The following is a 12,201-nucleotide window of genomic DNA, read 5'->3' as shown; positions in this document are numbered from 1 at the left end:
AGCGGCTACGAGCTGTGCGAGAACACCCCGGTGCGCGAGGGCAGCGAGGAGTACCACGACTCGGAGAAGTACCAGCTCAAGGCACGCGACTGGGAGGCCGCCGACCGCGAGGGCCGCTCCCTGACCCCGCTGATCACCCGGCTCAACACGATCCGCCGCGCACACCCCGCCCTGCGACGGCTCAGGAACATCCGCTTCCACCCGACCGACAACGACGCGGTGATCGCGTACAGCAAACGCACGGATTCGGACATGGTTCTGGTGGTGGTCAACCTCGACCCGCACCGACCCCAGGAGGCGACGGTCTCGTTGGACATGCCGCAGCTCGGCCTGGATTGGCACGAGTCCCTGTCCGTCCACGACGAACTGGCCGGCGAGACCTACCGCTGGGGCAGGAACAACTATGTGCGGCTGGAGCCCGGTCGGGCGCCCGCACACGTGTTCCACGTCCAACGGTCGTCCGCCACGCCGCAGATCGGAGAGTCCCCCGCCTCATGACCGTCAACGAGCCCGTCCACGACACCTTCGAGGACACCCCGGCCAGGGACCGGGATCCCGAGTGGTTCAAGCGCGCCGTCTTCTACGAGGTCCTCGTCCGCTCCTTCCAGGACAGCGACGGCGACGGTGTCGGCGACCTCAGGGGCCTCACGGCCAAGCTCGACTATCTGCAGTGGCTGGGGGTCGACTGTCTGTGGCTGCCACCGTTCTTCAAGTCGCCCCTGAGGGACGGCGGTTACGACGTCTCGGACTACACCGCCGTCCTGCCCGAGTTCGGCGACCTGGCCGACTTCGTGGAGTTCGTCGACGCCGCCCACCAGCGCGGCATGCGCGTCATCATCGACTTCGTCATGAACCACACCAGCGACCAGCACCCGTGGTTCCAGGAGTCGCGCACGAACCCGGACGGGCCGTACGGCGACTTCTACATGTGGGCCGACGACGACAAGCAGTACCAGGACGCGCGGATCATCTTCGTCGACACCGAGGTGTCCAACTGGACCTTCGACCCGGTGCGGCAGCAGTACTTCTTCCACCGCTTCTTCTCCCACCAGCCGGACCTCAACTACGAGAACCCGGCGGTGCAGGAGGAGATTCTGGCCGCCCTCCGCTTCTGGCTGGATCTGGGCATCGACGGCTTCCGGCTCGACGCCGTGCCCTACCTGTACGCGGAGGAGGGCACCAACTGCGAGAACCTGCCCGCCGCGCACGCCTTCCTCAAGCGGGTACGCCGCGAGATCGACGCCATGTATCCGGACACGGTGCTGCTGGCGGAGGCGAACCAGTGGCCGGAGGACGTCGTCGACTACTTCGGCGACTACCGAAGCGGCGGCGACGAATGCCACATGGCCTTTCACTTCCCGGTCATGCCGCGCATCTTCATGGCGGTGCGCAGGGAATCCAGGTATCCCGTCTCGGAAATCCTCGCCAAGACCCCGGCGATTCCCTCGAACTGCCAGTGGGGCATCTTCCTGCGCAACCACGACGAGCTCACCCTCGAAATGGTCACCGACGAAGAGCGCGACTACATGTGGGAGGAATACGCCAAGGACCCCCGCATGCGCGCCAACATCGGCATCCGCCGCCGTCTCGCGCCCCTGCTGGACAACGACCGCGACACCATCGAGCTGTTCACCGCCCTGCTGCTGTCCCTGCCGGGCTCGCCGATCCTCTACTACGGCGACGAGATCGGCATGGGCGACAACATCTGGCTCGGCGACCGCGACGCCGTACGCACCCCCATGCAGTGGACCCCGGACCGCAACGCCGGCTTCTCGACGGCCGACCCCGGCCGCCTGTTCCTGCCGACCATCATGGACCCGGTCTACGGCCATCAGGTCACCAACGTCGAGGCGTCGATGGCCTCCCCGTCCTCGCTGCTGCACTGGACCCGCCGCATGATCGAGATCCGCAAGCAGAACCCCGCCTTCGGCCTCGGCTCGTTCACCGAGCTCCAGTCCTCCAATCCGGCGGTGCTGGCGTTTCTGCGGGAGTACGAGGACGACCTCGTCCTGTGCGTGAACAACTTCGCCCGGTTCGCGCAGCCGACGGAACTCGATCTGCGTGAGTTCGCAGGGCGATACCCGGTCGAGTTGTTCGGCGGGGTCCGCTTCCCGGCCATCGGTGAACTGCCGTATCTGCTGACCCTCGGCGGGCACGGCTTCTACTGGTTCCGGCTCTCCCGAGTCGCATCCCGCATCGGTCGACGACTTTGAGCGTGTGCCGACGAAAGGACGCGTCACCATGCCGAAGACCGCATTCCTCCGCCCCAGACGTACGGTCGTCGCCGACCCGATGGTCTCCCTCGGCGGCCTGCTGCGCGACTGGCTGCCCAGGCAGCGCTGGTTCGCGGGCAAGGACCGGCCCATCACGGACCTCGCCCTGCTGTCGATGACCGAGCTGTTCCCGGGCTGTCTGCACCTGCTGGTGCAGGCCAGCCACGCGCCCGTGCCGGCCCCCGGCGGCGGCACCCCGGCGGGAGACTGCTACCAGCTGCTGCTGGGCGTACGACAGCATCTGTCGCCGCGGCTCGGGCGGGCACTCATCGGCCGTGCGGAGCAGGGCCCGTTCGCCGGAATGACGGTGTACGACGCGCTGCACGACCCCCGGTCGGCGCAGCTGCTCCTGGAGCGGCTGCGGCATCCGGGGACGGCCGGTCCGCTGCGCTTCGAATGCGACCCGTCCGTGCCGGTGCCGGCCGGGCTGCCGCCGCGGCTGCTGGACGCCGAGCAGTCCAACTCCTCCCTGGTGTACGGCGACGAGTTCATCCTGAAGCTCTTCCGGCGCATCCAGCCCGGCGTCAACCCGGACCTGGAAGTGCCGGGCGCGCTGGCCGGGCAGGGCTGCCGCCGGGTGCCCGCGCCCGTGGCCTGGTTCCGGACGGCACATCCGCAGGAGGCGACGCTGGGCGTGCTCCAGCCGTATCTGCGCGACGCGTCCGACGGCTGGACGCTGGCGCTGCGCGCGCTCGCCCGCGGGGACGACTTCACCGCGCAGGCGCACGAGCTGGGGCAGGCCACGGCGGAGGTGCACCTCGCGCTGGCCTCGGCCTTCCCGGCCGGTACGCACAGCGAGAGCGGCCGTACCGCGGCGGCGATGACCGAACGGCTCGACTCCGCCGCCCACTGCGTGCCGGCGCTCAAGCCGTTCGTGCCCGGCCTGCGGGCCGCTTTCGGGGCCCTCGCGACCTGCGATGCCGGGCCGCCGGCCCAGCGCATCCACGGCGACCTCCACCTGGGGCAGGTGCTCCGGGCGGGGCGGGAGTGGTTCGTCATCGACTTCGAGGGCGAACCGTCCCGTCCGCTCGCCGAGCGGCGCAGCGCCCACTCCCCGGTGCGGGACATCGCCGGGATGCTCCGCTCCTTCGACTACGCCGCCCGGCAGCGCCGCCCCTGGCGTCCGGAGTGGGCGCGCCGCTGTCGGGAAGCGTTCTGCGCGGGCTACGCGTCCCGTGCCGGATGGGACCCGCGCAAGAAGCACGGCCTGTTGCGTGCCTACGAGACGGACCGGGCGGTTTACGAGGTCCTGTATGAAGCCAGACACCGCCCGGACTGGCTCCCCGTACCCATGGCGGCGATCGAACGTCTCGCCGTGAGAGGAGACTGACCCGTGGCCCTGCGCGACGACCCCTCGGTGCCCGAGCCCTCCGGACCTGCCCGGTGCGGTGCGGCCCCACCGCTCGACCCCGGCGACCGCGACCGTCTGCTGTCCGGCGCCCACCACGATCCGCACGCGCTGCTGGGCGCCCACCCGGTGCCGGAGGGGATCGTGTTCCGGGCCCTGCGGCCGTTCGCCCGTTCGGTGAGCGTCGTGGTCGACGGCGAGCGCAGCCCGCTCGCCTCGGAGGGCGACGGGCTCTTCTCCGGCGTACTCCCGCTCGACGCGATCCCCGCGTACACGCTGCTGGTGGCGTACGCCGAAGGGGAGCAGGAGGTGCACGACCCGTACCGCTTCCTGCCCGCTCTCGGCGAGACCGACCTGCACCTCATCCGTGAGGGACGGCACGAGCAGCTGTGGAAGGCGCTCGGCGCTGAGCCGATGACACATGAGGGCGTGACCGGCACCCGGTTCACGGTCTGGGCACCGAACGCCCGGGGTGTGCGGGTCGCCGGCGACTTCACCTTCTGGGACGGGCAGGCCTTCCCGATGCGGTCGCTCGGTGCGTCCGGTGTCTGGGAGCTGTTCCTGCCGGGCATCGGCGAGGGCACGCGGTACAAGTTCGAGATCACCTCCCGGTACGGCGGCCGGTTCCTCAAGGCCGACCCGATGGCCCGGCGCAGCGAGGTGCCGCCCGACACGGCGTCCGTCGTGACCTCCTCGCAGTACGAGTGGAGCGACCGGGAGTGGATGGCCCGGCGCGGGGACGTGCCGGTGCACGAGGCCCCGTTCTCGGTGTACGAGGTCCATCTGCCGTCCTGGCGACCAGGACTGACGTACCGTCAGTTGGCCGACGAACTCCCGGCGTATGTCAAGGACCTCGGCTTCACCCACGTGGAGCTCATGCCGGTCGCGCAGCACCCCTTCAGCGGCTCCTGGGGCTACCAGGTCACCGGCTTCTACGCGCCGATGGCGCGGCTCGGCACACCGGACGACTTCAAGTACCTGGTCGACGCCCTGCACCGGGCGGGCATCGGCGTGATCATGGACTGGGTGCCGGCCCACTTCCCGAAGGACGACTGGGCGCTGGCCCGCTTCGACGGGGACCCGCTGTACGAGCCGGGAGACGACCGGCGGGCCGAGCACCCGGACTGGGGCACGTACGAGTTCGACTTCGGGCGGGTCGAGGTGCGCAACTTCCTGGTCGCCAACGCGGTGTACTGGTGCGAGGAGTTCCACATCGACGGCCTGCGCGTGGACGCCGTCGCCTCGATGCTCTACCTCGACTACTCCCGCGACTCGGGCCAGTGGTCGCCCAACGTGTTCGGCGGCCGCGAGGACCTGGACGCGATGGCCTTCCTCCAGGAGATGAACGCGACCGTGTACCGGCGGGCGCCCGGCGTGGTGACGATCGCCGAGGAGTCGACGGCCTGGGGCGGGGTGACCCGGCCCACCGACAGCGGCGGTCTGGGCTTCGGCCTGAAGTGGAACATGGGCTGGATGCACGACTCGCTCGGCTACATCAGCCACGAGCCGGTCCACCGCAAGTACCACCACAACGAGATGACCTTCTCGATGATGTACGCGTACAGCGAGAACTACATCCTGCCGATCTCGCACGACGAGGTGGTGCACGGCAAGCAGGCCCTGGTGTCGAAGATGCCCGGCGACTGGTGGCAGCAGCGCGCCAACCACCGCGCGTACCTGGGGTTCATGTGGGCCCATCCCGGCAAGCAACTCCTCTTCATGGGGCAGGAGTTCGCGCAGGGAGCCGAGTGGTCCGAGCCCCATGGCCCGGACTGGTGGCTGCTCGACCCGGCCTACAGCGCGGAGCCGGACCACCGCGGGGTACGGGATCTGGTCCGCGATCTCAACACCGTCTACCGCGAGAGCCCCTCCTTGTGGCAGCGCGACACCGACCCCGGCGGGTTCCGGTGGGTGGTCGGGGACGCGGCCGAGGACAACGTCTTCGCGTTCGTCAGGTACGACGCCGAGGGCACCCCTTTGCTCGCGGTCTCCAACTTCTCCCCTGTCGTCCGCCACGACTACGTCCTGCATGTGCCCGGCTCCGTGCCCGCGTGGCAGGAAGCCCTCAACACCGACGCGGCTCGGTACGGCGGCAGCGACCTCACCCGGCCCGACCCGGTCAAGCCGGAGGACGGGGTGCTCAGGCTGACGCTGCCGCCCCTCGCGACGGTGTGGCTGGTTCCGCAGCCCGGCTGAGGTACCCGCGGCGACGCCAGGTGTTCGAACGGCCCCGGGGGGGCAGTCGGGGTCGTACACGAGCGAACAGTCTCGTCGCCGCAGAGAAGCCACAGGAGGGCTGCATCAGGTGCGCACCGTCGGAGTGGAGGAGGAACTCCTCCTGGTCGATCCCGAGACGGGGGAGCCGCAGGCGCTGTCCGCCGCGGTCCTCGCCCGCGCCGCGCAGGACGGCGCGGACAGGGACGTCTTCGAGAAGGAACTGCACAACCAGATGCTGGAGTTCGCGACGCATCCGCAGTCGGGGATGGAGGAGTTGCGGGCGGAGATCGTCCGCTGCCGCAAGGAGGCCGCCCGGCACGCCGGGGAGATCGGCTGCACGGTCGCCGCGCTCGCCACCTCACCGCTGCCCGTCAGCCCCTCCGTGGGCGTGGGCCGCCGCTACCAGTGGATGGCCGAGCAGTACGGGATCGCCACCCAGGAACAGCTCGTCATGGGCTGCCATGTGCACGTGTCGGTGGAGTCCGACGAGGAGGGCGTCGCCGTCATCGACCGGATCCAGCCCTGGCTGACGGTCCTGTCCGCGCTGAGCGCCAACTCCCCTTTCTGGCAGGGAATGGACACGCTCTACAGCAGCTATCGCAGCCGGGTGTGGCAGCGGTGGCCGTCGGCCGGTCCGACCGAGGCCTTCCGTTCGGCCGAGCGCTATCACCGCAGGGTCGCGGACATGGTGGCCACCGGCGTGATCCTCGACGAGGGGATGATCTACTTCGACGCCCGGCTGTCCCGGCGCTACCCGACCGTGGAGATCCGGGTCTCCGACGTGTGTCTGCACGCGAGCACCGCCGTGCTCGTCGCCACCCTGGCCCGCGGTCTCGTCGAGACCGCCGCGCGCGAGTGGCGGGCGGGCCGCGAGCCGCTGGGCCACAGCGTGAGCCTGCTGCGGCTGGCGGCCTGGCGGGCGGCGCGGTCCGGTCTGACCGAGGAACTGCTCCACCCCGCGACCATGCGGCGCATGCCGGCTCAGGCGGTGATACGGGCCCTGCTGGACCACGTCGGGGACGCCCTCGCCGAGACCGGCGACCTCGACCGTGCCCGCGACACGTGCGCCGAGCTGCTGCGGCTCGGCAGCGGCGCCGGGGTGCAGCGCGCGCTGATGGAGCGGACCGGAAGCCTCAGGGACGTGGTCACCGAGTGCGTGCGCATCACGCAGGCGTGACGCTGCCGTCCGTACGTCCGTGACCGTCTGGCGGCCGCGTTCTCGGCCTGGTCTCGCGACCGTTTCCCTGCTGCTCTCACGACCTGTATCGCGGCCTCCTCTCGCGGTGTCCTCTCACCGCCTGATTCTCTCCGCCTGATTCTCTTTGCCTGTTCTCACAGCATGAGGATGATGGCGTACACCAGGAAGAACGCCGCGATCAGGACGGCGAGGCCCAGGATCAGCGTCAGTGGCGCCTTGGCCCAGCCCTTGTGCGGATTGTGCGTCTCCCTGGGGCCCGCCTCGGGCAGGCTGCTCTCGGCCGGCGGGGTCTCGCCGGGAGGTACGCCGCCGCCCGGTTCCAGGCCGGTGGTGCGTTCGGGATCGGGGTCGGGGTTCGTGTAGCTCATGCCGTCCGAGTCCCCCGAACCCGCCGAGATCATCGGCCCCGGGGCCAGTTCTCCGATCCCGGCACCGAGCGCCCGCACCTGGGCTAGATTCGAGCACCGCAAGATAACCGTGCACGTCGGCGGAGTCACACCCCGTACACAACAGGAGCAGCGCATGCGCGACCTCGCCCTCGCTCCCCCGGCCACCCGACCCCTGACCGGAGGGCTCGCCGACAGTGTCTTCGAGACGGCGGCCCGCAACCCCTCCCTGCCGATGGTCGCCCGTCGTTCCGACGCCGCCTCCTCCGTCTGGGAGGAGGTGACCGCCGTGGAACTGCGGGACGAGGTGGTGGATCTGGCCAAGGGCCTCGTCGCCTGCGGGATCTCGCCGGGGTCCCGCGTGGCGATCATGGCGCGTACCCGGTACGAGTGGACGGTCCTCGGCTACGCGCTGTGGGCGGTGGGCGCCGAGGTGGTGCCGATCCATCCGACGTCCTCGCGGGAGCAGGTCGAGTGGATCCTGCGCGACGCGGGCTGCGTGGCCGTGGCCGTCGAGGACGAGCAGAGCGTCATGACGGTGGGCTCCGTGTGCGCGGCGCTGCCTCGGCTGCGCCATGTCTGGCAGCTGGACTCGGGGGCTCTTCGGGATCTAGTCGAGCGGGGCGAGTTCATCCCGTTCGCCACCGTGGACTCGCTGCGCCGCATCGTGCTGCCGGACTCCACCGCCGTCGTCGCCTACACCTCCGGCACGACCGGGCACCCGCTCGGCTGCGCGCTCAGTCACCGTGGCCTCGCGAGCCCCTGCGACACCCTGCTCGCGGGCTGGGGACACACGGCCGCGCCGCCCGGGCAGCAGGCGTCCGTCCTCGCGTTCCTGCCGTTCTCCCACGTGTACGGCCTCATGATCCAGGGCATGTGCCTGCGCGGCGGTCTGCTCATGGCCCATGAACCCGACCTGAGCGGGGAGGCGCTGTCGTCGGCACTGCGCTCCTTCCGCCCCACCTACTTCTACGCCGTACCGTCGGTCTTCGAGAAGATCTACAAGACCTTCCTGCGCACCGCCCAACAGGCGGGCCGCGGCGCGCTGTTCGAGCGGGCGGCCGAGACGGCACGGGACTTCGCCGCGGCGTGCGAGCGGCAGCGGCTGGACGCCGGGTCCGGCCCCGGCCTCGATCTGCGGCTCCAGCACGCCCTGTACGAACGCACGGTGTACCGCAAGCTGCGGGCCGCGCTCGGCGGCAGGGCCCGGCGCGCCACTTCGGGCGGCTCACCCCTCAACCGCGATCTGAGCCTGTTCTACGAGGGCATCGGCGTCTACGTCCACGACGGCTACGGGCTCACGGAGACCAGCGGCGGGATCACGATGCAGCCGTTGGGCCGGGAGAAGTCCGGCACGGTGGGGCAGGTCCTTCCGGGCACGGACATCCGGGTGGCCGACGACGGGGAGATCCTGGTGCGCGGGCCGTCGGTGTTCCAGGGGTACGTGAGCGACGAGGCGGCGACCCGGGCCGCACTGCTGCCCGGCGGCTGGCTGGCCACGGGGGACATCGGGCGGCTGGATCCCGAGGGCTATCTGACGATCACCGGGCGCAAGAAGGACGTCATCATCACCAACAGCGGCAAGAGCGTCGCCCCGGCCGCCCTGGAGCACCGGCTGCGGATGCATCCGCTCATCCACCAGGCGGTGATCGTCGGCGACAACCGGCCCTGCGTGGGGGCGCTGATCACCCTGGACCCGGAGTTCCTCGCGCACTGGCGGGCGGGACTGGCCTGGCAGGGTGACGCGGGAAACCGGGAGGCGCGTGAGGAGAACGCGCTGCGGGAGGAGATCACGCGGGCCGTGGCGGCGGCCAACAGTGCCGTCTCGCGCTCGGAGTCCATCCGCGTCTTCCGGGTTCTTCCGGAGCCGTTCGACCTGGCCAGCGGGCTGATGACACCGTCGATGAAACTGCGCCGGGACCTGATCGTGCGAACGTACGCGTTCGAGATCGACGCCATGTACCAGGCGCGCTCACGCGGCGGGCGGCAGAGCGTGCCGGACGATTCGGCGAGCTGGGACGAGGCGGACAACGTGTTCCGGTGAGGGCGTGCCTGTGGGGAGGGGCAGGCGAGGCCTGCCCGGAGCATGCCGAAGGGCGCATGCCGTGGTGCGCATGCGCCCTTCGATCCCGGTCGGGGGCTTCGGTCAGGGGCCTTGGGTCAGCCGCCGACGTACCAGGTGAAGCCGCCGTTCGCCGCGGCCACCGCGAAGAGCGCCGCGAAGATGACCAGGTCGACGATGCCGAGGACGATACCGGCCTTGGCCATCCCCGCCCCGCCCTTGGCCGGTGCCTGGCGCATGCCCACGGCGCCCAGCACTATCGCCACCGGACCGAGAATCACGTTGAAGAAGATCAGTCCGATGATTCCGCAGATGAGGCTCGCGATGGCCAGACCATTGGTGCGTGACCTGGAGGACGCGGCAGAGGTGCTGCCGTAACTCGTCATCACATTCTCCCGGTGTCGGGTGCTTGGATATCCGGCGAGTTCCCTTCAAAATGCCGCACATACCGAATATTTGATGTGCCGTCAGGGAATTTCCGAAATTGCCCATTCCGCTTTTCGCGCGGTCAACGCCGTCGACCGCGAGCCGCCCAGGAGGTGCCCACACCCGCGAGATGCAGGGCCAGCACCATCAGGCCGAGCAGCATGACGTTCGTCGACGTGAAGACGTCGTTGGTCGAGATCTCGGCGGCGTTGATCAGGAACGCGATGAAGAACAGAACTGCCGCAGCAATGGCGAGCACGAGTCACCCTCCGTCCGTATCCACCTACGAAGTCCCCATGCCCCGGATCCGCGGCGGCAGACAGGAGGATCCCCCGCGGTCCGCCGGTCTGATCGCACGCGGGCGCGTAAGCTCTGTCCGCCTGGGAACTCTGCAGACGGAGGGGGCGCAAGGGAAAGCACTACAGCCCTGCTGACGCCGGGCCGGGAAGGCGAGATGGCAGCCGAGCCGCATAGGGACGACACACTGGCTTCCAAAGAGATGCCCAGCCGCAGCACACGCTTCCCAGGGGAGCTGCGCAATGTGACAGGTGCGCGCCTTGAAGCGGAGAAGTTCCTCTATGACCTGGCACGCACCTCTCCGCCGGCCACGCCGGAGTACTGGGACGACATCCTCCTGGTGGTCACGGAGCTGGCCGCGAACGCGGTCCAGTACGCTCCGGGTCCTTTCGAACTGTCCATGCGCCGGACGTTCGACGGCGTACACGTGGTCATGCGGGACACCAACACCACTCCGCCCGCGCCCCGGCCCTTCCACCCCAGCCGCGGTGGCGGAGGCATCGGCTGGCATCTGATCCACACGTTGTGCGACCAGGTCAGCGTGGTCACCGGAGACAGCGGCAAGGAGATCCACGTCTTCCTGCCCTGGTGAGGCCGGTCGGACGTGGGCGGAACTCAGGCGGACGCCTCGCGCAGCGGCACGAACACGCTGATCGTCTTGCCGCCTCCGGGACGCGGTTCGACGGCGATCTCCCGGGCCAGGCGAATGATCAGCGGCCAGCCGTACCCGCTGCCGTGGTGCGCGACGGGCAGGGCACCGGATCCGTACGCGGCGTCGGGCACGGCCTGACTGTTGTCGTGGACGGCGAGCCGGACCCCCCGGGGTGTGGGCAGGACGTCGAACCCGGCCAGTCCCGCACCGTGCCGGATGGCGTTGGTGACCAGCTCCGAGACGACGAGGAGCAGGTCGATGACGTCTTCTTCCCGAACGGCGCGGGATCCCGAGCCCCACTCCTCGCGCACCACCGCCCGGACATGGGCGCGTGCCGCTGCCGCGGTCGTCACCGGGGGCGCCGTCCGGGTCTCCTCGGTACGCTCGGCCGCGCTCACGACCGCGTCACTGCCCGGGGGCCCTCCGTCGCGCCTCGGCCGGAATCGACCAGGACGAGGAACCCCGCCGTTCCTGTCCCCGTCAATCAGCCTTTTCCCCTCAGGTGGGCCCGTTCACCGTGGTGGAACCGGCGCGGCCGCCGCCCGTCGGTCCGACGTCGGCGGCCCGCGCCTCGGCGTCCCCGCTCAGGTGGTGGGCGTCGCGCCCGGCGGCAGCCGATGGTAATACTCGCCCACGCTCGCCAGGTACGCCCGGTCCATGGTTTCGCTGTCCGTGTGGAACCGGGGAGCCCCCTTCACCTCACCCCTCGTGCATGACAGCGTTATCGTCCGGCTCTCGTCGTCGACGCCCGTCATCACGCCGACCGGAACCAGGACACTCCGGCCGAAGACCCAGACGCCGGTGTCCACGACCAGGTGCCGCATCCCGAAGTGATCGGCCTGCCGGTCCACCTGGCCGATCGTGCCGTCGGTCGCCTCCACGGTGTAGCCCGTGAGCTCCTGTCCCTCCACATGACCGCTGTCCCGTGCGTACGACCAGATTCCGTCGATGGCCACGCCGCTCCTTTCTCCCCGCGCCGATGCCGTGTCATGAGCCTGCGGACCCCGCTGCGGCCGCCTGCTCCACAGCAGCAGTTACCCGCCGACGGCATTCGCATTCTGAACAGCGCGCCACAACGGCCGAACATCCTCACGGGCCGCGGAAGAAACCGCTCCCAGTACCCCTGTCAAGTCCGGGCATGCACACTCACCACCTGTTTTCCGCACCTCGGGCAGAAGTTCGCGCGACACTTTGTCCGGCACTCGGCAGCTGGGTTAGCCTACGTCGTCTTTCTCATCACGCAGATCCGTGAACTGCGGAAACGCACGCACAACTTGCGAGGGCCGCCCGGCCCGGCTTTGGTTCCGAGTCCCCGTCCCCGGGGACTCTTGGGGAGCGGAAC

The 12,201-nt window shown here is 69.9% G+C and carries 12 protein-coding genes; 7 read left to right on the top strand and 5 right to left on the bottom strand.

The features are described 5' to 3' along the window. From ACZ5XS_RS40235 to ACZ5XS_RS40215, 5 genes are all read left to right on the top strand, one after another. A partial coding sequence (locus ACZ5XS_RS40235) for an alpha amylase C-terminal domain-containing protein (protein WP_468660006.1) occupies nucleotides 1-498 on the top strand: 498 nt, incomplete at its 5' end. Continuing rightward, a complete protein-coding gene (treS, locus tag ACZ5XS_RS40230) occupies nucleotides 495-2,213 on the top strand; it encodes a maltose alpha-D-glucosyltransferase (RefSeq protein ID WP_468660005.1) in 1,719 nt (572 codons plus the stop codon). The genes ACZ5XS_RS40235 and treS, both read left to right, overlap by 4 nt. 28 nt (nucleotides 2,214-2,241) lie before the next feature. Beyond that, on the top strand, nucleotides 2,242-3,603 hold the full coding sequence (locus ACZ5XS_RS40225; protein ID WP_468660003.1) for a maltokinase N-terminal cap-like domain-containing protein: 1,362 nt from the start codon (nucleotides 2,242-2,244) through the stop codon (nucleotides 3,601-3,603). A 3-nt stretch (nucleotides 3,604-3,606) separates the two neighbouring features. Then, nucleotides 3,607-5,817: a 1,4-alpha-glucan branching enzyme gene (gene glgB, locus ACZ5XS_RS40220; protein WP_468660001.1), complete on the top strand. Its 2,211-nt coding sequence runs from the start codon at nucleotides 3,607-3,609 to the stop codon at nucleotides 5,815-5,817. 109 nt (nucleotides 5,818-5,926) lie between these two features. Next, nucleotides 5,927-7,015 (top strand): glutamate--cysteine ligase 2, encoded by a 1,089-nt coding sequence (locus ACZ5XS_RS40215; protein WP_468659999.1) that lies wholly within the window; start codon nucleotides 5,927-5,929, stop codon nucleotides 7,013-7,015. A 155-nt stretch (nucleotides 7,016-7,170) separates the two neighbouring features. On the opposite strand, the gene ACZ5XS_RS40210 is transcribed toward ACZ5XS_RS40215, so the two are convergent. Further along, a complete protein-coding gene (locus tag ACZ5XS_RS40210; RefSeq protein ID WP_217242772.1) occupies nucleotides 7,171-7,404 on the bottom strand; it encodes a DUF6480 family protein in 234 nt (77 codons plus the stop codon). A 154-nt stretch (nucleotides 7,405-7,558) separates the two neighbouring features. On the opposite strand from ACZ5XS_RS40210, the gene ACZ5XS_RS40205 reads away from it, so the two are divergent. Next, complete coding sequence (locus tag ACZ5XS_RS40205) at nucleotides 7,559-9,466, top strand: AMP-dependent synthetase/ligase (RefSeq protein WP_468659997.1); 1,908 nt, start codon at nucleotides 7,559-7,561, stop codon at nucleotides 9,464-9,466. A gap of 116 nt (nucleotides 9,467-9,582) precedes the next feature. On the opposite strand, the gene ACZ5XS_RS40200 is transcribed toward ACZ5XS_RS40205, so the two are convergent. Both ACZ5XS_RS40200 and ACZ5XS_RS40195 read right to left on the bottom strand, forming a co-directional pair. Next, nucleotides 9,583-9,870 carry a DUF4190 domain-containing protein gene (locus ACZ5XS_RS40200; protein WP_468659995.1) on the bottom strand — a complete coding sequence of 96 codons (288 nt, stop codon included), beginning with the start codon at nucleotides 9,868-9,870 and terminating at the stop codon, nucleotides 9,583-9,585. Between the two features lie 122 nt (nucleotides 9,871-9,992). Further along, complete coding sequence (locus ACZ5XS_RS40195) at nucleotides 9,993-10,169, bottom strand: hypothetical protein (RefSeq protein ID WP_468659993.1); 177 nt, start codon at nucleotides 10,167-10,169, stop codon at nucleotides 9,993-9,995. Between the two features lie 195 nt (nucleotides 10,170-10,364). Between ACZ5XS_RS40195 and ACZ5XS_RS40190 the strand changes: the two genes are divergently transcribed. Next, nucleotides 10,365-10,799, top strand: a complete 435-nt coding sequence (locus ACZ5XS_RS40190) for an ATP-binding protein (protein WP_468659992.1) — start codon at nucleotides 10,365-10,367, stop codon at nucleotides 10,797-10,799. 23 nt (nucleotides 10,800-10,822) lie between these two features. Here the strand turns inward: ACZ5XS_RS40190 and ACZ5XS_RS40185 are convergent, their stop codons facing one another. Continuing rightward, entirely contained in the window at nucleotides 10,823-11,257 is a 435-nt protein-coding gene (locus ACZ5XS_RS40185; protein ID WP_468659990.1) for an ATP-binding protein, read from the bottom strand. Nucleotides 11,258-11,443: 186 nt separating this feature from the next. Continuing rightward, nucleotides 11,444-11,815 (bottom strand): PRC-barrel domain containing protein, encoded by a 372-nt coding sequence (locus ACZ5XS_RS40180; RefSeq protein ID WP_468659988.1) that lies wholly within the window; start codon nucleotides 11,813-11,815, stop codon nucleotides 11,444-11,446. Nucleotides 11,816-12,201 lie beyond the last annotated feature (386 nt).

Source organism: Streptomyces sp. NPDC033131 (assembly GCF_055578365.1).
Note: the sequence above shows the minus strand (reverse complement) of the source record. Positions and strands in the feature narration are given on the sequence as shown.